Annotated in this window: 19 protein-coding genes; 6 read left to right on the forward strand and 13 right to left on the reverse strand. The window is 67.6% G+C overall.

Annotated elements, in window-relative coordinates; all coding sequences use genetic code 11:
- Positions 1–73: 73 nt before the first annotated feature.
- Positions 74–1,591: a DUF2125 domain-containing protein gene (locus DQG15_RS11610; RefSeq protein WP_116085404.1), complete on the forward strand. Its 1,518-nt coding sequence runs from the start codon at positions 74–76 to the stop codon at positions 1,589–1,591.
- A 95-nt stretch (positions 1,592–1,686) separates the two neighbouring features.
- Here the strand turns inward: DQG15_RS11610 and pheT are convergent, their stop codons facing one another.
- Entirely contained in the window at positions 1,687–4,092 is a 2,406-nt protein-coding gene (pheT, locus tag DQG15_RS11615) for a phenylalanine--tRNA ligase subunit beta (protein WP_116085406.1), read from the reverse strand.
- 244 nt (positions 4,093–4,336) lie between these two features.
- On the opposite strand from pheT, the gene DQG15_RS11620 reads away from it, so the two are divergent.
- Complete coding sequence (locus DQG15_RS11620; RefSeq protein ID WP_116085407.1) at positions 4,337–4,570, forward strand: hypothetical protein; 234 nt, start codon at positions 4,337–4,339, stop codon at positions 4,568–4,570.
- A 1-nt stretch (position 4,571) separates the two neighbouring features.
- On the opposite strand, the gene pheS is transcribed toward DQG15_RS11620, so the two are convergent.
- From pheS to pyk, 5 genes are all read right to left on the reverse strand, one after another.
- Positions 4,572–5,645: a phenylalanine--tRNA ligase subunit alpha gene (pheS, locus tag DQG15_RS11625; RefSeq protein WP_116085409.1), complete on the reverse strand. Its 1,074-nt coding sequence runs from the start codon at positions 5,643–5,645 to the stop codon at positions 4,572–4,574.
- A 251-nt stretch (positions 5,646–5,896) separates the two neighbouring features.
- A complete protein-coding gene (gene rplT / locus DQG15_RS11630; protein WP_116085411.1) occupies positions 5,897–6,259 on the reverse strand; it encodes a 50S ribosomal protein L20 in 363 nt (120 codons plus the stop codon).
- A gap of 13 nt (positions 6,260–6,272) precedes the next feature.
- Positions 6,273–6,473: a 50S ribosomal protein L35 gene (gene rpmI / locus DQG15_RS11635; RefSeq protein WP_116085413.1), complete on the reverse strand. Its 201-nt coding sequence runs from the start codon at positions 6,471–6,473 to the stop codon at positions 6,273–6,275.
- 173 nt (positions 6,474–6,646) lie between these two features.
- Positions 6,647–6,871, reverse strand: a complete 225-nt coding sequence (locus tag DQG15_RS11640; protein WP_116085414.1) for a hypothetical protein — start codon at positions 6,869–6,871, stop codon at positions 6,647–6,649.
- 48 nt (positions 6,872–6,919) lie between these two features.
- Entirely contained in the window at positions 6,920–8,368 is a 1,449-nt protein-coding gene (pyk, locus tag DQG15_RS11645) for a pyruvate kinase (RefSeq protein ID WP_116085416.1), read from the reverse strand.
- Between the two features lie 136 nt (positions 8,369–8,504).
- Here pyk and DQG15_RS11650 point away from each other — a divergent pair, with 136 nt between their 5' ends.
- Both DQG15_RS11650 and DQG15_RS11655 read left to right on the forward strand, forming a co-directional pair.
- Positions 8,505–9,248, forward strand: a complete 744-nt coding sequence (locus DQG15_RS11650) for an N-formylglutamate amidohydrolase (RefSeq protein ID WP_116085417.1) — start codon at positions 8,505–8,507, stop codon at positions 9,246–9,248.
- Between the two features lie 37 nt (positions 9,249–9,285).
- A complete protein-coding gene (locus DQG15_RS11655) occupies positions 9,286–9,597 on the forward strand; it encodes a DUF1244 domain-containing protein (RefSeq protein ID WP_116085419.1) in 312 nt (103 codons plus the stop codon).
- Between the two features lie 4 nt (positions 9,598–9,601).
- Here DQG15_RS11655 and DQG15_RS11660 read toward each other — a convergent pair whose 3' ends face one another.
- The 4 genes from DQG15_RS11660 to dgcN are packed head-to-tail and all read right to left on the reverse strand — an operon-like array spanning position 9,602 to position 13,537.
- The gene (locus DQG15_RS11660; RefSeq protein ID WP_116085421.1) at positions 9,602–10,711 is read right to left on the reverse strand and encodes a glycosyltransferase family 2 protein; all 1,110 of its coding nucleotides are present in this window, start codon (positions 10,709–10,711) and stop codon (positions 9,602–9,604) included.
- On the reverse strand, positions 10,711–11,562 hold the full coding sequence (locus DQG15_RS11665) for a D-amino-acid transaminase (RefSeq protein WP_116085422.1): 852 nt from the start codon (positions 11,560–11,562) through the stop codon (positions 10,711–10,713). The genes DQG15_RS11660 and DQG15_RS11665 overlap by 1 nt, the downstream gene beginning before the upstream one ends.
- Positions 11,563–11,567: 5 nt before the next feature.
- Positions 11,568–12,533: an N-acetyl-D-Glu racemase DgcA gene (gene dgcA / locus DQG15_RS11670; RefSeq protein WP_116085424.1), complete on the reverse strand. Its 966-nt coding sequence runs from the start codon at positions 12,531–12,533 to the stop codon at positions 11,568–11,570.
- Positions 12,533–13,537 carry an N-acetyltransferase DgcN gene (gene dgcN / locus DQG15_RS11675; RefSeq protein ID WP_116085425.1) on the reverse strand — a complete coding sequence of 335 codons (1,005 nt, stop codon included), beginning with the start codon at positions 13,535–13,537 and terminating at the stop codon, positions 12,533–12,535. Before dgcN ends, dgcA begins: the two co-directional genes overlap by 1 nt.
- A 201-nt stretch (positions 13,538–13,738) precedes the next feature.
- On the opposite strand from dgcN, the gene DQG15_RS11680 reads away from it, so the two are divergent.
- Positions 13,739–14,452, forward strand: a complete 714-nt coding sequence (locus DQG15_RS11680) for a type 1 glutamine amidotransferase domain-containing protein (protein WP_116085427.1) — start codon at positions 13,739–13,741, stop codon at positions 14,450–14,452.
- Positions 14,453–14,471: 19 nt separating this feature from the next.
- Here DQG15_RS11680 and DQG15_RS11685 read toward each other — a convergent pair whose 3' ends face one another.
- Positions 14,472–15,434 (reverse strand): acetyl-CoA carboxylase carboxyltransferase subunit alpha, encoded by a 963-nt coding sequence (locus DQG15_RS11685; protein ID WP_116085429.1) that lies wholly within the window; start codon positions 15,432–15,434, stop codon positions 14,472–14,474.
- 199 nt (positions 15,435–15,633) lie between these two features.
- On the opposite strand from DQG15_RS11685, the gene DQG15_RS11690 reads away from it, so the two are divergent.
- Positions 15,634–16,518, forward strand: a complete 885-nt coding sequence (locus DQG15_RS11690; protein WP_116085430.1) for a hypothetical protein — start codon at positions 15,634–15,636, stop codon at positions 16,516–16,518.
- A 1-nt stretch (position 16,519) separates the two neighbouring features.
- Here DQG15_RS11690 and DQG15_RS11695 read toward each other — a convergent pair whose 3' ends face one another.
- Together DQG15_RS11695 and DQG15_RS11700 are read right to left on the reverse strand one after the other, a co-directional pair.
- The gene (locus tag DQG15_RS11695; protein WP_116085432.1) at positions 16,520–17,320 is read right to left on the reverse strand and encodes a division plane positioning ATPase MipZ; all 801 of its coding nucleotides are present in this window, start codon (positions 17,318–17,320) and stop codon (positions 16,520–16,522) included.
- A gap of 103 nt (positions 17,321–17,423) precedes the next feature.
- Positions 17,424–19,229, reverse strand: a complete 1,806-nt coding sequence (locus DQG15_RS11700; RefSeq protein ID WP_116085433.1) for an SLC13 family permease — start codon at positions 19,227–19,229, stop codon at positions 17,424–17,426.
- Between the last annotated feature and the right edge of the window lie 171 nt (positions 19,230–19,400).

A 19,400-nucleotide genomic window follows, 5' to 3' on the forward strand; every position in this document is an offset into this window, starting at 1 on the left:
CACTTGACCGTGCAGCGAGAGGTGGCAGAGAGTCTCGGCAATTGATGCGTTTTTCAGCACGAAAGGACTTGAGATGACCCTCTTTCGCACCGCCGGTGCTTCTGCCGCTGCGCTTGCCGTCTCGGCCACCGCTTCCTTCTCCCTGACGGCCGAAGAGGCCTGGGACCGTTACCAAGAGTACGTTGACAGCTTCGGCCAGGAGATCACGACCGAGAGCGAGGACTATTCCGGAGGAACCCTGACCCTCACCGGGATGGTCGCGAACTATGCGCCGGACGAAGAGGAGTTCACCGCCGTTGCCGAGATCGGCACCGTCACTCTGACGGAAGAGGACGATGGAAGCGTCTCCGTCTCGATGCCGGACAGCTACGATGTGACCATCTCGACGGTCGATGACGAAGACGAACGGACGAGCATCGTCGTGACCGTCTCCCAGGAAGACGCTGACATCACGATCAACGAAGCGGGCGATGACCTGCGGTTCGAACTGGCCTCTCCCGAAATCTCCGTCGTCGTCGACGACCTGGAGGGGGAGGACGTGCCGGACGAGTTCCGCCTCGAACTGGTGGCCGAGGACGTGACGGCCAGCGCGCTCAACGGCTCGGGCGAGGAAACCACCTCCACATCCACCTTCACGGCGGCCGCGCTGCGCGGAACGATGTCGGGCGAGGACGATGAGAAGGGCGAAATCGACTCCGTCTTCTCCGCGACGGGCGTGTCCGGCACGACCGCTGCGACCGGGGATTTCGCACGCTTCGCTGATGAGGAGACGGCCTCGGACGCTCTCGCGAGCGGCTTGGCGATGAATTTCGACGCGGCTTACGAGACCAGCACCTTCTCCGTCGTGACGACCGGCGGCGAAAGCGACGACAGCGATATCTCCGGCGAATCCGGCCCCGGCAGCATCGCATTCGGCCTGTCCGGCGACGGGATATCCTACGGCGTCGACTATACCGACGTGGATGTCGACGTGGCCGGTGAGGGCGTCATGGGCGGCAGCATATCTGTCAGTCTCGCCGAGGCCGGGATCGACTTCCTGATGCCGGTCCTTCAATCCGAGGAGGCGCAGCCGCTCGACTTCGCCCTGCGCCTCGGCGGACTGGAACTCGACGAGAGCATCTGGTCGATGTTCGATCCCGCCGGCATAATGCCCCGCGATCCCGCCAGCCTCGTCGTCGACCTGTCCGGCATGGGCATGTGGATGCAGGATATCTTCTCCGATCCCGCCGAAATGGCCGAGAACGAGGATCCCGGCCATGTCGAATCCCTCGAGGTGAACGAACTTGTCGTCTCCGCGCTCGGTGCCGAGCTTCTGGGCAGTGGGACCTTCACCTTCGACAATTCGGAGGAGGACGCATTCGCGGACATGCCCCTCCCCGCGGGCACGATGAACCTCGCGATGACGGGCGGTAATGCCCTGCTCGATCGGCTGGTACAGCTCGGCGTCCTGCCGTCGGATCAGGCGATGATGGCGCGGATGATGTCCGGGATGATCGCGAAACCGGGCGACACGCCCGACAGTCTCATCTCGGAGATCACGATCACGGAAGACGGTCAGGTACTCGCGAACGGCTCGCCACTGCCGTTCTGAGGGGCCCGTCCCGATAATAAAGAAAGGCGGCGCCCTCGGGAGGGCGCCGCCTTTTTACATTGGCCGGACCGTGAGAGGGCGCGGCGACCGGGGGGTTAACCCCTCAAGCTGCCGCCCGTCGCCTTCGTCACCTTCTCGATGACCTTCTTGGAGACCGCGTCGATCTCCTCGTCCGTCAGGGTGCGCTCCATCGGCTGGAGACGGACGGCGATGGCAAGGCTCTTCTTCCCTTCGCCCATCTGTGCCTCGGCGGCCTCGCCGGTGAACTCGTCGAAGACGCGAACGCTTTCGATCAGCGCCTTGTCCGCACCGCCGGCCGCGTTCACCACGTCGAGCGCGGCGACCTGCCGATCAAGGACGAAGGCGAAGTCGCGCTCGACGGCCTGCAGCCCGGAGACCTTGAGCGCCGGCCGGCCCGTTCCGCTGGAGCGGGGGTAGGGCACGGCATCGGGGAAGAGCGTCCAACCGACGGCCGGGCCTTTCACATCGAGCGCGGAGAGCACCTTGGGATGAATCTCGCCGAAGACGCCTAGGACGGTCTTGCCCAGGCAGATCGCGCCGGAGCGGCCGGGGTGAAACCAGCCGGGCGCATCACGCCTGATCTGCGCTTTCGCGGGCGCCCCGATGGAGGCGAGCGCCTGTTCGAGGTCCGCCTTCGCGTCGAACACGTCCACGCCGCGGCGCGCACCATGAACGCCGCGGGGAGTGGCGTCGCCGACGAGAATGCCGCTCGCGACGAGGGACTGGTTTTCCGGCTCTCCGCCCGAGAACACCGCGCCGATCTCGAACAGGGCCAGCTCGCCCTGGCCGCGCGCCTGGTTCCGCGCCGCGGCCTGCAGGAGGCCGGGCAGAAGTGCTGGGCGCATGTGGCTCATCTCGGAGGAGATGGGGTTCTCGAGTTTCGTATCGGGGCCGCCGCCGCCGAAGAGCGCCGCGGAGGCCTGATCCACGAAGCTGTAGCTGACGCATTCGTTGTAGCCGGCGCCGGCGACGGTCCGGCGCAGGGTGCGCTCGCGCCGCTGCAGCGGCGTCAGCACGGGCGCGGGCAGGCCGGGCCGGGGCCGCGGCATCGGCTTTCCTTCGAGCTTGGTAAGGGAGGCGATGCGGGCGACCTCCTCGACGAGATCGGCGCTGCCCTGAATGTCGGGCCGCCAGCTCGGCGGGTGTGCCATGTCGGCCTCAAGCCGGAACCCGAGGGCCTCGAGCGTCTTGCGCTGCTCGGCCTCGGGGATGTCCATCCCGACGAGGCTGACAACGCGGTCCGGGTTGAACGGATAGGCGCGGGTCGTGTCCGGTGCGGCGCCGGCGATCACGGCCTCGGACGCCTCGCCGCCGCAGAGATCGAGGATCATCCGCGTCGCCAGCTCGAGGCCGTCGCGTGCGGAGGCGGGGTCCACGCCGCGCTCGAAGCGGTAGCGTGCATCGGAGTTGATCTTGAGGGCGCGGCCGGTGAACGCGGTGCGGACGGGATCAAACCAGGCGCTCTCGACGAAGACGTCCGTTGTCTCCGTCGTGCAGCCGGTCGCAAGCCCGCCCATCACCCCGCCGATGGACTGGATGCCGGCGTCGTCGGAGATCACCGTCATGCCCGGCTCGAAGGTGTACTCCTTGTCGTCGAGGCCCATCATCGTTTCACCGCCTCGCGCGGGATGGACGGTCAGCCCGCCCGCGAGCTTGCCCGCATCGAAGACGTGGAGCGGCCGCGCGCGGTCATGGGTGAAGAAGTTGGTGATGTCGACGAGGGTGGAGATGGGGCGAAGGCCGATCGCCTTCAGCCGCGCCTGTAGCCAGTCGGGGGAGGGGCCGTTCCTGACGCCGCGGATCAGCCGCCCGCAGAAGACCGGGGCCACATCCCGCGCGTCCTCGGCGATGGTCACGGAAACGGGGGAGGGGAAGGTGCCGGGAACCTCCGGGGCGGGCGCCGGCTTCAGCGTGCCGAGGCCCCGCGCCGCGAGATCGCGCGCGATGCCGCGCACGCCGAGCGCATCGGGCCGGTTCGGCGTGATGCCGATCTCGATCACCGGATCGGTCCGGCCGGGGTCGTTCTCTTCGAGCCAGTCGGAGAACGGCTGACCGGCGGTGCCCGAGGGCAGCTCGATGATCCCGTCATGTCCCTCGCCGAGCTCCAGCTCCCGCTCGGAACACATCATGCCGTGGCTCTCGATGCCGCGGATCTTGCCGACCTGGATCGTCGTGTCGATGCCGGGCACGTAGGTGCCGGGGGCGGCGACGACCACGGTGATCCCTTCGCGGGCATTCGGCGCGCCGCAGATGATCTGCGTCTCGCCGCTCCCCGTCTCCACGCGGCAGACCTTCAGGCGGTCCGCATCGGGGTGCTTCTCGGCGGCGACGACCTTGCCGATGGAAAACGTGGAAAGCGCCGCCGCGGGATCCGTCACGTTTTCGACCTCGAGGCCGAGATCGCTGAGCGCGAAGGTGATCTCGTCGAGCGTGGCCGCGGTGTCGAGATGCTCCTTGAGCCAGGCGAGGGTGAACTTCATCGGTGTGTCCGCATCGGTGGTGTCAGGTCGAGCCGGACATATCCGAATCGCACACGGGGCGAAAGGTGGGGCGCCGTTGCCGGGCCGAGAGGTCGCGGGAGACAGTTTTGGTCTCGCATGAGAAAGAGTTCGCCTTGAACGAGATCGATTGTCGCCCTCATTCCGCCGCGCTTGCCCAAATCCCGCCACAATTCGAACGCATACATGCCCCTATCGGGTGGGGACCCGCTATCGGTGCCTTGTTATGGACAGAATTGACGATTTCCTTTGCGGTCTCGCTCGACCGATCCTCGTGGCACTGATCGTGCTTGTCGGACTTGGCGTCGTGTCCGCCTCCGGCAGCCCTGTCGGGCGTGCCGGCTCCACCACCTGCATCCAGATCTTCGCCGATCCCGGCTTCAATCGGACCGTCTGCCGACTGAGCCCGGCGCGACTGCTGCGCGCCGAGGTGCCTCTGGGACGGTGGATGGGGCTCTAGGTCAGGCGGTCAGGCCGCCGCGCATGGTTGGAACGGCGGTGCTGGCGAATCCGTAATGGCGCAGCCAGCGCAGGTCGCTTTCGAAGAAGGCGCGAAGGTCCGGAATGCCGTATTTCAGCATCGCGATCCGATCGATCCCCATGCCGAACGCGAAGCCCTGGTAGACCTCGGGGTCGATCCCCCCGGCCTTCAGCACGTTGGGATGCACCATGCCCGAGCCGAGGATCTCCAGCCAGTCGTCGCCTTCGCCCAGTTTCAGCGCGCCGCCTTCCCAAGAGCAGCGGATGTCGACCTCGGCGGAGGGTTCGGTGAACGGGAAATGCGAGGCGCGGAAGCGCAGTTCGACATCGTCCACCTCGAAGAAGGCGCGGCAGAACTCCTCAAGGACCCATTTGAGGTTCGCCATCGAGATGTCCGTGTCGAGAGCGAGGCCTTCGACCTGGTGGAACATCGGCGTGTGCGTCTGGTCGAAGTCGGCGCGGTAGACGCGGCCCGGCGCGATGACGCGCAAGGGCGCCCCTTGCGCCAGCATGGACCGGATCTGCACCGGGCTCGTATGCGTGCGCAGGACGTGGGGCGGGCGATCGTCCTCCTCGGCGCGGGCCATGTAGAACGTGTCCATCTCCGCGCGGGCGGGGTGGTGGGACGCGATGTTGAGGGCGTCGAAATTATACCAGTCGGTCTCGACCTGCGGTCCCTCGGCGACGGAGAATCCCATATCGGCAAAGAGCGCGGTCACCTCCTCGGTCACCTGGCTGACGGGGTGTACGGTGCCCGAGCGCACGGGCCGCGAGGGCAGGGTCACGTCCAGCCATTCGGCCTTGAGGCGTTCGTCGAGAGCGGCATCGGCGAGGCCGGAGCGTCTGGCGAGGATCGCGTCGTTCACCTCAGCCTTCAGCGCGTTGAGAGCGGGGCCGGCCGTCTGGCGCTCCTCCGGGCTCATCTGCCCGAGCTTGCGCATCTCGAGGGCGATCTCGCCCTTCTTGCCGAGCGCCGCGACGCGGATCTCCTCGAGTTGCCCCTCGCCCTTCGCCTCGGCGATGGCGGCGAGGTATTTCTGCCGAAGATCGTCCATGCTTCTCGCGTCCCGTCCGCTGCCCTCGGGCGACCCCCTTGGCCGCCGCGCGCGGGAGGTATCACGGAGCCGCGCCCGAGCGCAAATGCGGATGGCGGCGAGGGGAGCGGAGAAGATGCAAGGGTGCGCGCAAGGCACCGTCGAAGGTGCCGGCCCGGTCACTCTCGCGGCAAGGGCGAGACGGGCGTCTCCCACGAAAAAGGCCCGCCGGGTGGGGCGGGCCTTTTGCTATTCAAGTGTCGCAGTGAACCTCAGTTCAGCGCGGCTTTCGCCTGGTCGACGATGGAGCCGAACGCGTCGGGCTCGTGCACCGCGAGATCGGCGAGGACCTTGCGGTCGACTTCGATCCCGGCGAGGGCGAGGCCGTTGATGAACCGGCTGTAGGTCAGGCCTTCGTCATGGGCGCGGACGGCAGCGTTGATCCGCTGGATCCACAGGGCACGGAACTGCCGCTTGCGGTTCTTCCGGTCGCGCGTGGCGTACTGGTTGGCCTTGTCGACGGCCTGGGTCGCGGTGCGGAAGGCGGTGGAGCGGCGGCCGTAATAGCCCTTCGCTGCCTTGATGACCTTCTTGTGACGCGCGTGGGTGACTTTGCCGCTGGTAACTCGGGACATGGATCAGATCTCCTCAGCGCGCGTAGGGCATGTATTTCTTGACGATCTTGGCATCCGGCTCGGAGAGAACCATGGTGCCGCGCGCGTCGCGAATGAACTTGTTCGAACGCTTGATCATCCCGTGCCGCTTGCCGGCCTGGGCGGATTTGACCTTGCCGGTGGCGGTCATCTTGAAGCGCTTTTTGGCGCCTGACTTCGTCTTCATCTTGGGCATTTTGCCGTTGCTCCCGCTTGTGTGGGGTCGGTTATGAAGCGCCGGAAGGCATGCCATTCGGCCCGCTGGCGCTGGTGGAGTGGGCCGCATAGAGGATCGCGGTGGAGTTGGCAAGCGCGGAGCGTGCGGGACAGACGCGGCACGCGCTGCAGGAGGCAGGGATCACGCCGCTGTCAGGTCAGCACGGCTCCGATCGTCTCCAGGATCACGTCGGGGATCTGTTCGATCCGGTATCCGCCGGGCTTCCGGTTCAGCGCGGTGGTGATGAGGGCCGCGGCCGCCACCATCAGGATCACGGCCGCACGGGGCGGGCGGCTGTCCGAGAAGGCGGAGACCAGGGACGGCACGGAGATCAGGCCGAGCAGGATCCCAAGCGTCAGGCAAAGGTCCGGTCCCATTCCCGTTCTCCTCGAGCGGCCCGCCCGCACCGGACGGGCCGCGCGCCCTCACTCGGGGTCGGTGTTGAAGATCAGTCGCTCGTCGCAGGGCGCGACGCGCAGGATGTTGGTGGTACCGGTCACGTTGAAGGGCACGCCCGCGGTCACGACGATGAAGTCCTCGGGGCCCGCGAAGCCGCCGGTCCGGGCCGCGCGCGCGGCGCCGACGACGGCCATCTTGAAGCGGTTCACCGAGCCCGCGATGTAGCAGGTCACGCCCCAGGAGAGGCAGAGCCGGCGCGCCGTGCCGATGAGGGGCGTCAGGCCGATGATCGGAACCTGCGGACGCTCCCGCGCGGTCAGCTCGGCGGTGGTGCCCGACTGGGTGAAGCAGCAGATCGCCTTCACGTCGCTCGATTCGGCGATCTCCCGCGCGGCGGCGACGATGCCGTCGGCGATGGTGCGGCGCTGGACGTTGCGGGAAGCGTTGATGATGTCGCGGTAGGTGGGGTCGCCCTCCACCTCCCGCGCGACGTTGTCCATCGTCTTCACCGCCTCGAGCGGATACTGCCCGGCGGCACTTTCGGCGGACAGCATGATCGCATCCGCGCCTTCGTAGATCGCGGTGGCGACGTCGGAGACCTCGGCGCGGGTCGGCATCGGGCTCTCGATCATGCTCTCGAGCATCTGGGTGGCGACGATGACGGGCTTGGCGGCCGCGCGGGTGAGCCGCGTCAGGCGCTTCTGGATCGGCGGAACGTTCTGCACCGGAAGCTCGACGCCGAGGTCGCCGCGCGCGACCATGATCCCGTCGGAGGCGCGCAGGATGTCCTCGAAGGCGGTGACGGCGGCGGGCTTCTCGATCTTCGACAGGACGGCGGCGCGGCCCATGATCAGCCCGCGCGCTTCCTCGACATCCGCGGCCCGCTGAACGAAGGACAGCGCGATCCAGTCGACGCCGAGCTCGCAGACGAATTCGAGGTCCCGCTTGTCCTTCGCGGACAGCGCGGCGAGGGGCAGGACCACGTCGGGCACATTGACGCCCTTGCGGTTGGAGATCCGGCCGCCGGCGATCACCGTGCAGTCGGCGAAGTCCGAGCCGCACTCATCCACCTTGAGGCGGATCTTGCCGTCATTGACGAGAAGGCGCGCACCGGGCTCCAGGGCCTGGAAGATCTCGGGATGGGGGAGCTGGACGCGGGTCGAATCGCCCTCGGTCTCGTCGAGATCGAGGCGGAACTTCGCGCCTTCCTCGAGATCCTCGCCCTCGTCGTTGGCGAATACTCCGCAGCGCAGCTTAGGTCCCTGCAGGTCGGCGAGGATGGCGATCGGCCGACCGGTATCCTTCTCGATCTTTCGGATGATCTCGTGCCGGGCGCGGATTTCCTCGTGGTCGCCGTGGCTCATGTTGAGACGGAACACATCCGCTCCCGCCTCGAACAGCGCACGGATCATCTCGTAATCATTGGAGGCAGGGCCAAGCGTGGCCACGATCTTCACGTTTCTCATCCGTCGCATGGCGCTGTCCCATCGGTTGCTTGCGAGTGGTGTTAGCGCCAAACAGGCGCGCTTTAAAGCCCGGTGCTGGCTCTTTGGCGTCCGTGGCCCTATCACAAATCGAGGCTCTTTCTGTGCACGGCAAGGTCACCGCTCCATGACATATGCGCCTTACCGCATCGTTGGCGAGGATCTTCCGGGTCGTTTCGTGGTGATCTGCGACCATGCCGCGAACACGGTTCCGGCCGCGGTCGGCGGTGGATCCCTCGGCCTTCGGGACGAGGACATGCAGCGGCACATCGCCTACGATCCGGGCGCGGCGGCGGTGTCGCTCGCGCTTGCGGAGGTCCTCGGCGCTCCGGCCGTGCTGTCCAACTTCTCCCGCCTCGTCATCGACCCCAATCGCGGCGAGGACGATCCGACGCTGGTGATGCGGCTCTATGACGGGACGATCATTCCCGCGAACCGGGAGGCGGGGCCGGAGGAGATCGAGCGCCGCAAGTCCCTGTGCTACCTGCCGTATCACGACGCGGTGGAGCGCGTGGCGGTCCTGCGGGACGATCCGGTCATGGTCTCCGTCCACTCCTTCACGCCGCAGCTGCGGGGGCGTGGGCTCCGGCCGTGGCAGGTCGGGGTGCTGCATTCGCACCGCGATACGCGCCTTGCGATGCCGCTCCTCCATGCGCTGGAGGAGCAGGGAGGCCTGACGGTGGGGGACAACCAGCCCTATGGCGGCCATCTGCCGGGCGATTCCATGGACCGGCACGCGCTGTCCCACGGGCGTCCCAACGCGCTGATCGAGCTCAGGCAGGACCTGATCGAGGACGAAGCGGCGCAGCGGGAGTGGGCCGAGCGTCTCGCTCTCGCGCTTGACGCCGCGGTGGCTCAGGCACAGGTCTGACCGAGGCGCTACCCCCCAATCATTCAGGAGATCCGCGATGGACGCGCAGACCCAAGTCGAACTCGAAGCCGCCGCCTTCCGTGCCCTGCGCGAGCACCTGCGGGAGCGGACGGACGTTCAGAACATCGATCTGATGAATCTCGCCGGCTTCTGCCGCAACTGTCTCAGCCGCTGGTACATGGAAGCCGCCAATGCGCGCGGGATCGAGATGGACAAGGAGGAGGCGCGGGAAAGCTTCTACGGCATGCCCTACGCGGACTGGACCGCGCAGCATCAGACCCCGGCGGACGAGAAAACCCGGGAGGATTTCGGCCGCGCCTACGCCACGAATGTCGGCAAGCGCGACTGACGCGTCAAAGCCCGAGCGCGTCCCGCGTTCCCTCCGACAGCCGCATGAGGCCGGTATCGTAGAGGTCCCGCCAGCCGCTCATCCGCCGGGAGCCTGACCAGACCAGGTTGCGGCGGGTGACCTCCTCGCCGAAGGCCCGGGCCCCCTCGGCGGCGCCTTCGCCGGACTTGCGAAGCGACTGCTCCGCCTGCCGCTGGGCGAAGTCGGGGATGAGGCGGAAATGGAGGAGCGGCGTCCAGTCCGCGGCGAGCTTGTAGGCTTCACTGATCCTGTGATTCGCGCTGGTGAAGCGGGTCCCGTGTCTCCAGCGCATGAGGGCGACCTTGGAGTGCACACCGGGCCGCGTGCGCCCCGCGATAAGCTTGTGAAGCCTGCGCGCCCCGGGCAGGGGATGGGACGGCCGGCCGGGTGTCATCGCAGCGCGAATCGCCAGTCGCTCCATCGGCGCCGGCAGGAGGCCGCCGCCACGAAGCTCCCTGAAGAGCCGCTCCCGCGGCCCGCCGAAGAGCAGGTAGGGCGGGCAGGGGTAGGCCTTGCGGTCCCGCAGCGGGGGAGCGACCCAGTAGCCCTCGGCGTCGAACATCGGGAAGGCCGGCAGGAGGTTCATGCCGGGCGAGACCTCGACCTCCGCGGCCGGGCCGTCGGCGTACATGTCGATCATCGGGGCGAAGGCGGCGTCGATCCCGGTCCGGTCCCAATGCGCGAGCAGGCGGGGCAGGGACATGTCCGGCCAGCCGGGCGGGATCAGGAACTCATCGGAATCGCAGTGAAGCACCCATCGGCCCGTCAGCCAGCGGTCCGAGGGCCAGAGCCTCACGGGCCGCTTCACCCGTTCCCATGGCTGGGTCGTGACAAGCCGGGTCACGTCCGGCTGGGCATCGAGAAAGTCCGACGTGCCGTCCGTCGAGCCGTTGTCGATCATGATGAAGTGGACGATGCCGAGCGCGCGGTGGTGCCGGAACCAGTCCGGCAGCCGCAGCATCTCGTTATAGGCCGGCGTGACGGCGACGGGGCCGTCCGGCAGGTCGGGGGCGGGCGGCTCGGCTCCGTCGAAGAGCTCGGAGAACGGAAGATCCCCGCCAGCCCCCTCGAAACGGAGCTTGCCGCGCGCCATCAGATGCCGGCCTTCCGGCTCTCCTCAATGTAGATCTCTCTCAGGCGACGGGCGACGGGGCCGGGCGTGCCATCCCCGATCTCGCTGCCGTTGATCGAGACCACGGGCTGCACGAAAGTCGTCGCGGAGGTCACGAAGGCCTCGTCGGCGCCTTCGGCCTCCTCGACGGTGAAGGCGCGCTCCTCCACCTTCATCTGCGCCTCGCGGGCGAAACGCAGGACGGCATTGCGGGTGATTCCGGCGAGGATCTCGTTGCCCAGCTGCCGGGTCACGATGGTGCTGCCCTTGACGATGTAGGCGTTGTTGGACGTGCCCTCGGTGACGTGACCGTCCTCGACCATCCAGGCATCGTCCGCGCCTTTGGCCTTCGCCTCCATCTTGGCCATGGAGGGGTAGAGGAGCTGGACCGTCTTGATGTCCCGCCGGCCCCAGCGGATGTCGGGAAGGGAGACGACGCGGATGCCCGTTTTGGCCGCCGGGCTCTCGATCAGCGTCTTCGTTTGCGTGAAGAGAACGATGCCGGGTGCGGCATCGGCGGGATAGGCAAAATCCCGGTCCGCCGCGCCGCGGGTGATCTGAAGGTAGACCAGTCCCTCTTCGATGCCGTTGCGCGTCACCAGCTCGCGGTGGATGTCGAGGAGTTCGTCCCTCGTGACGGGGGAGGACATCGCCAGTTCGGAGAGGGAGCGGGACAGGCGCGTGGCATGACCGTCGAAATCGATCAGCTTGCCGCCGAGAACACTCGTCACCTCGTAGACGCCATCGGCGAAGAGGAAGCCCCGGTCGAAGACGGAGATCTTCGCGTCTTCCTCGGCGACGTAATCGCCATTGACGTAACAGATGCGGCTCATGTGCATTATCCCCAGAGTTCGGGCGAGGGCGGATGGACGCCCGCCACATCGAATGTCAGCGGGGTGTCGCGGTCTTCGGCGAGGAGGAGCGGGCCGTCAAGATCGGTTACGGCCGCGCCCTGTGCGAGAAGGACCGCGGGGGCCATCGCGAGCGAGGAGCCGACCATGCAGCCCACCATGATGCCGAAGCCCATCCGCTCCGCCTCGGCCCGAAGGGCGAGCGCCTCGGTCAGGCCGCCGGTCTTGTCGAGCTTGATGTTCACGAGGTCATAGAGTCCCTCGAGCCGCCCGAGCGTGGCGCGGTCGTGAACGCTCTCGTCGGCGCATAGCGGGACGGGGCGTTCCAGCCCGCGCAGGGCCTCGTCCTCGCCCGCGGGCACGGGTTGCTCCACGAGGGTCACGCCGAGCCGGACCAGATGCGGCGCAAGGTCCCTGTAGACCTCCGGGCTCCATCCCTCGTTGGCATCGACCACGATGCGGGCCTCCGGCGCGCCTGCGCGCACCGCCTCGAGGCGGGGCATGTCGTCGGGGGTGCCGAGCTTGATCTTCAGAAGCGGGCGATGGGCGTGCCTGGCCGCCGCCGCCTGCATCTTCTCGGGCGTGTCGAGGGACAGGGTGAAGGCCGTGATCTCGGGAAGGGGGACGGCGAGCCCGGCGATCTGCCAGGCCGGCTGACCCGCGCGCTTCGCTTCGAGATCCCAGAGCGCGCAATCCACCGCGTTGCGCGCTGCGCCGGCCGGCAGGGCCTCCTGCAGCGCGGCCCGGTCGATGCCGGCCGGCAGGCTCTCGATCTCGGCGCGGACGCTTTCCAGCGTCTCGTCGTACCGGGCGTAGGGAACGCATTCCCCCCGCCCGCGATGACCGCCCTCCTCGACCGTCACGGTCAGGACGCGCGCCTCCGTCCGGGAGCCGCGGCTGATCGTGAAGGTCTCCGCAAGGCGGAACGTGTCCTCGGTGACGGTGATGGCCATCAGCCAAGGGCCTTCAGCGCGTCCGCCAGCCGTCCGGCGCCTTGCCGGAACGGATCGACGGTGGGCAGGCCCATGCGGTCCTCGACTTCGGCGAGATAGGCGTCTGCTTCGGCCTGATCCATTCCGTAGGTGTTGATCGAGATGCCGACGACCTCACAGCCCTCGTTCACCCGGCGGGCCATCTGGAGCGACAGGTCCCGCACCTCTTCGAGGGTGGGAAGGCCATAGCCCGGCAGACCGCGCATGTGGGTCCGCGTCGGTTCGTGACAGAGCACGAGCGCATCCGGCTGACCGCCATGGATCAGCGCCAGCGTCACGCCGGAATAGGAGGCGTGGAAAAGGCTGCCTTGCCCCTCGATCACATCCCAGTGGTCGTCGTCGTTGTCGGGCGTCAGCCATTCGACGGAGCCGGCCATGAAGTCCGCGATCACTGCATCGAGCGGGACGCCCTCGCCGGTGATGAGGATGCCGGTCTGACCGGTGGCGCGGAAGGTTGCCTTCATCCCCTTCTCGGACATCGCCTTCTCGAGGGCGAGGCCGGTATACATCTTGCCGACGGAGCAGTCGGTTCCGACCGCGAGGACGCGCTTGCCCTTGCGCTTCTCGCCGTTGGCGATCGGGTATTTCACGGTCGGCACGCGCACGTCATGGAGCGTGCGGCCCTCTTCCTTCGCGATACGGACCAGCTCGGGTTCGTCGCGCAGAAGGTTGTGCAGGCCGCTGGCGATGTCGAACCCGGCGCGCAGGGCGTCGCCCAGAACCGAGCGCCACGTCTCCGAGATGATCCCGCCACGGTTCGCCACGCCGATCACCAGCGTCTTCGCGCCGGCATCGCGCGCTTCTTCGAGGGTCATGTCCGGCAGGCGCATGTCCGCCTTGCAGCCATCGAGGCGAAGCTGGCCGATGGAGTAGTCGGGCCGCCAGTCGCGGATGCCCTGGGCGACCTTGGCGGCGAGCGGATCGGGAGCATCGCCGAGGAACAGCAGGTACGGTGTTTCGATCATGGAACGATCCCCTGAGGTATTTTCACCTGCGTATCGCGAGCGCCGCGGCGACGTCCAGCGCATCCTTGATCAAACGGTGCCCGAACTTCGTGCGCTTTTTTCACGAGAGTCGGAACCTAAAGGCCGGACGGGCATTTGGCCCCCCGAAAGGCGCCGAAGGAGTGCGCTGAACCGATAACCGGAACAGGTGGACGCCGCTTCATGAAACACACCGCCCTGCTCGTGGTCACGTCACATGACGAGACGAGCGAGTCCGGGCACGAGACCGGCTTCGACTTTCAGGAAGTCGCCGCCATTTACATCCGGCTTCGCGAGGCCGGACTTGCCGTCCGCTTCGCATCCCCCAAGGGGGGCAAGCCGTCGGCCAACAGTTCCAGCACAGATGCATTCGAACGATCCGGCGCCGTCGATCTTTTCCTCGGGGACGCGCGGGCCGTTGCTGCCCTCAGCGACACGGCGACCCTCGGGGACGTGGACGCGACGCGGTTCGACGCCCTGATCCTTGCCGGCGGTCCCGGCGCCCTGCACGACTTTCCGGGCGACAGCACTTTGGCGCGGCTTGCCGGGACGCTCTGGGACCGCGGCGCGATTGTCAGCGGGATCGGATGCGGCATCGCGGGCCTCTTGGGCGCGCGCCGGCATGACGGGTTGCCCCTTCTGGCGGGCAAGAGCCTGACCGGGCCCGTGGCCGCCGAATTGACCGAGATCGGCGCGGCGCGATCGGATGCCGCCGTGAACCTGCCCGGCAGCCTCGCGGATTCCACCATGACATGCACCCACGGCCCCCCGGGGGAGCCCTACGTCGTGTCCGACGGTCGGCTGATCACGGGACAGAACGCGGCCTCCGCCTCCGAGGTGGCCCTTCAGATCCTCGACGCCATCGACGCCTTCCCGCGGGAGGCGGCCACCGCCTGAGCGGAGTCGCCTTGGGGTATCAGGCTGCGAGACCCTTCGATCCCATGCCGATGAACTTCTGGCGACGATCGGCGATCAGGGCCTTGCGATCCATGCCGGACATCTCCTCCAGCATCGCCTCGATGGCATCGCCGACGGCATTGACGGCGTCCTTGGCGTGGCGATGGGCGCCGCCGAGCGGCTCCTTCACGATGCGGTCGATGACGCCGAGCTTCTGCAGGTCCTGCGCGGTGAGCCGAAGCGCGCCGGCCGCCTCGCGCATCTTTTCCGCATCCTTCCACAGGATCGACGCGCAGCCCTCGGGGGAGATGACCGAGTAGATCGAGTGCTCCAGCATCGCGATGCGGTTCGCCGTGGCAAAGGCGACGGCCCCGCCGGAGCCGCCTTCGCCGATGATCACGGATGCCAGCGGCACGCCGAGGGAGAGGCATTTCTGGGTCGACCGGGCAATGGCCTCGGACTGGCCGCGCTCCTCGGCGCCCTTGCCGGGATAGGCGCCGGGGGTGTCCACCAGCGTGATGAGGGGCAGGCCGAAGCGGTCGGCGAGGTCCATCAGGCGGATCGCCTTGCGGTAGCCCTCCGGCCGCGCCATGCCGAAATTGTGCTCGATCCGGGTGCGTGTATCGTGGCCCTTCTCATGGCCCAGAACCACGACCGGCGTGCCCCTGAACCGCGCGAGGCCGCCCATGACCGCGTAATCGTCGGCAAAGGTCCGGTCGCCGGCGAGGGGGGTGAATTCCTCGAACAGCTGGTCCACGTAGACCCGGCAATGAGGCCGCTCCGGGTGTCGCGCGACCTGGCATTTCTGCCAGGGCGTGAGGGACGAATAGAGGTCCTTCTTGATCGTCGCGGCCTTGGTGTCGAGGCCCTTGGCTTCGGCTTCGACATCCATGCCCTCGTTGGACCTGGCGAGCGCGCGCAGCTCCTCGGCCTTGCCTTCGATCTCGGCGAGGCCCTTCTCGAATTCGAGGTAGTTCGTCATGCGGCATCCTCCGTGGTCGCACGGCATATAGACCGTGCAGGCCCTCGGCTTCAATCGCTCCGGCGGCGCGGTCGCTTCATTCCCTCCCTGCCTTCGCCACAATCGAGCCCGGTTCTGGGTCTAGAGAGAATGACGATAGGTCAACTCCGAGGGTGAGATCATGTCGAGCAGGGTCGTTGGGGGACGTCTGCGCCGCACGATGTTCGCGATCGCGGGACTGGTGGGACTGTCCGCCCTCGCGCTCGCGGTGTTTGCGGTGCTGAACGTGCCGGTTCCGCAGAAGGTCGCGCCATGGCTGGCGACGGGCTTGGAGACCGGGGAGGTCGTGCAGGTCGACCTGTCGGCGCCCGTGCCTCTGCCTGACGGGCGGACCGCGCTTCTCCTCCTTCCTCCGGAAGACACGGCGGCCGACGCTGCCGTGGGTGCGCTTCTCCTGGACGGCCCCGTGACGGACGCGACCCTTGGGCCGCTTCTCGGCAGCATTCGGGCCACAGGTCCGCGCGGCCCGGTCGTGCAGCGTCCCATGGGTCGCCTCGTTCCGGCGCCGGCGGAGCTGGCTGCGGCGGCGGGGCCCCACGTGATCGCACGCGCCATTCTGCCCGGCGGCTTTCCCGTCTGGACGCGGCTTGCCGGGACCGCCTTCGGGATTGCCGGTCTCATGATGCTGATCGGTCTCATTGCGCGGCCCGGCCAGAGAGCCGCAGTCGAGGAGGAGATCCCTGTCGAGCGGATCGCGCCCTACGTGCCCCAGATGGCGGCCGGGACCGATGGCGCCGGCCTCGTTCGGGCCATGCTGGAGCCGAAGACAGACGCTGCCGGCCTCGGGCCTGCGCCCGTGGCCGCTCATCCGCCGCGTGCGTCGGCCGCGTCGGAGGTGATGGCCGAGGCGGCCTGCCTTGCGAAATCAGGGGCGACGACGCCGCGGACCGGCCCTTTCGAAACGCGGCCCTGCCGCAAGGTGGATGGAGCGTTCCTGTCCTCCGCGCGCCTCGCCCCGGCGGAGCCGGAGCTGAAGCTGTCCCGCCGGGCAAGCGCGAAGCTCGACAAGGACCCCTTCGTCCAGCGCCTCGCGCGGATGACGTAAGTCAGAAGTCGGGCGTGATGTCCGGCAGATCGAGCGCGGTGATCAGGTCGCGCAGCTCCTGACGCGCGGCGACATTGCTCATGTTGAGCCTCTCGACGCCCACATCCTTGAGATCGAGCAGGGTCAGGCCCCGCGGAAACAGTTCGCGGAAGATCACCCGCTCCGAGAAGCCGGGCGCCACGCGGAAGCCGATCCGCTTGGACAGACGCTCCAGGGCCTCGCCGACCTTCTTCTTGTTGTGCATCTGCTGGGCGCCGAGCCGGTTGCGCGTCACCACCCAGTCGATGGGGGGCAGCCCCGCCTGCGCCCGCACCTGCCGCGCCGACCAAACCATTTCCGAGTAGACCGAGGGGCCGAGGATCTTCCCGTCCGGACCGGTCCGCGCGAGCAGATCGAAATCCACGAAGCTGTCGTTGAGCGGAGTGATCAGCGTATCGGCCAGCGAATGGGCAACCTGGCTCAGCCGCGTATGGCTGCCGGGGCAGTCGATCAGGATGAACTCCATCTCGCCTTCGAGTGCCTGGACCGCGGCGGAGAGGCGACGGTCCGAGGGGTTCTCTCCCTCACGGGCGGCTTCGGCCTCCGGCAGATCGGCATGGAGCGGCATCGCGAGATCCAGCGATCTGGAGGCAACGAAGGCGGCCCGGTTGTCCATGTACCGCCCGAGGCTGCGCTGACGCAGGTCGAGGTCCAGCGTGCCGACCTTGCGCCCCATGCGCGCGAGCGCCGTCGCGACATGCATCGACGTGGTCGACTTGCCCGACCCGCCCTTCTCGTTTCCGACGACGATGATATGCGCCACGGCCAGATGGTCCCCCGCGATTTTCAGCGGTTTTCGGCCGACGGGGCGGGGGCTGCAAGGGGGCAACCGCAACCAAAATCGCTCTCGTTGCAGCGATGGCGCGTCAGCCCGGCTGAAGCGGGAAGAAGACGGAGATGGCCAGAATGGATGCAAACCCCACGATGATGTTCATCGGGACACCGATCCTGAGGAAGTCGGTGAAGCGATACCCGCCGGCGCCGTAGACCAGCGTGTTCGTCTGATAGCCGATGGGCGTTGCGAAGCTGGCGGAGGCCGCGAACATCACCGCGATGACGAAGGGCCGCGGATCGAGGCCGAGACCTGCCGCAAGGGAGATCACGAGAGGCGTCAGGATCACGGCGACGGCGTTGTTCGTCACCGTCTCTGTCAGCACCGACGCGACGAAATAGACGACGACGAGGGTCATGAACGGCGAGAGGCCCTGCATCAGCGGCATCAGCCAGCCGACAAGCGTCTCGACCGCGCCCGTCGTCTCGAGGCCCGCGCCGACGATCAGCATGGAGAAGATGAGGACGAGGATCGATGCATCGATGGATCCCCACGCCTCGTCGCTGTCGATGCACCGCATGACGAGGATGCCGGCCACCGCGATCAGCGCGAGAAGTCCGATCGGCATCACCCCGAGCGCGGCGAGGATCACGACCGCCCCGAGCGCCAGGAGCGCCAGCGGAGCCTGTTTCCGGCGATAGGCCCGGCCCGCCGGCGTGGTGATCGAGACCATGTCCCCCGATTGTCCGAGGCGCTCGAACGCATCGGGAGGCCCTTGCAGCAACAGCTTGTCAGACGGGCGTAGGCGCAGCGTCAGAAGGTCCGGGCCGGGGATGTGCTGGTGCCGGTGCGCGCCGAGGATCCGGATGCCGAGCCGGCTCTCGATGGCGATGTCCGCGAGCCGGGGGCGTGTCTTGGTCCGGAGCGGCGTCAGGATGGCCTCGGCGGTCATCAGGTCCTCGGACCGCTCCGGCCGACCCAGGCCCCGGAAACCGACGCGCACACCTTGTGCCTCCGACAGCGTCAGGAGTTCCGAGGTCGATGCGCGGACGATCACGGCGTCGCCTTTGCGCAGCTCACGCTCCTCGAGATTGGTGCGCTCCGTGGTCTTGCCGCGGCGCACGCCGGTCACGCGCACGTTCTTGGGCTGGAACGGCTTCGCCTGTCCCAAAAGGATCCCGATGAGAGGCGAGCCGTCGATGATGTGCACCTCGGAGAGGAACTCGGTCTCCTCGGGCATGGCGGATGCGCCGGTGCCGGCCCGGTCGGGCAGGAGCCGCCCGCCGATGAAGACCATCACGAGCGTCCCCGCGATCGCCGTGACGATGCCGACCGGCGCGATGGCGAAGATTGAAAGCGGCTCCATTCCGACCTCCCGCGCGATACCGTCCACCAGGAGGTTCGTCGACGTGCCGATGAGGGTCAGAGTGCCGCCGAGGATGGCGGCGTAGGACAGGGGGATCAGCAGCTTGGTCGGCGCGATGCCGAGATTCGTCGCGAGCCTGATCGCCACCGGGATCAGCACCAGGACCACTGGCGTGTTGTTCACGAAGGCGGAGGCGACGATCGTGGCGGAGAGAAAACCCGCCGTGGCAAGGATCGGGCGCGTGCCGGCCCGCGAGATCACGATGTTGGCCAGCGCGTCGAGCAGCCCTGTGCGCACGAGCGCGCCCGACAGGACGAACATCGCCGCGATGGTGATCGGTGCGGAGTTGGAAAAGACCGCCATCGCGTCATCCGCCGAGACATAGCCGATCGTGATGAACACCGCAGCGGCCGCCGCCGCCGTGACGTCCGGCGGGTAGCGTTCCCAGATGAAGGCCGCGAAGAGCACGACGAGTAGACCGAGCGACACCAGATCGGCGTGCTCGTTCAGGATCGTTTGAAGGATATCAAGCATGGACCGTCGCCATATGCCGGGCGGCTGGACCCACGGGATGCCGGCAGCATGCCCGTGGTGCATCGTTCTGCAACGCGGCTGCCGGTCACCCGGATCCAGCGTCGCTCGTCTTCGGGCCGGGAAATACCCGATCGATCCGGCACTGACCACGCATCACGCAAGAAGGATGCC

It is taken from the genome of Tropicimonas sp. IMCC34011, assembly GCF_003390865.1.
In the GTDB taxonomy this organism is placed as follows: Bacteria; Pseudomonadota; Alphaproteobacteria; order Rhodobacterales; family Rhodobacteraceae; genus Tropicimonas_B.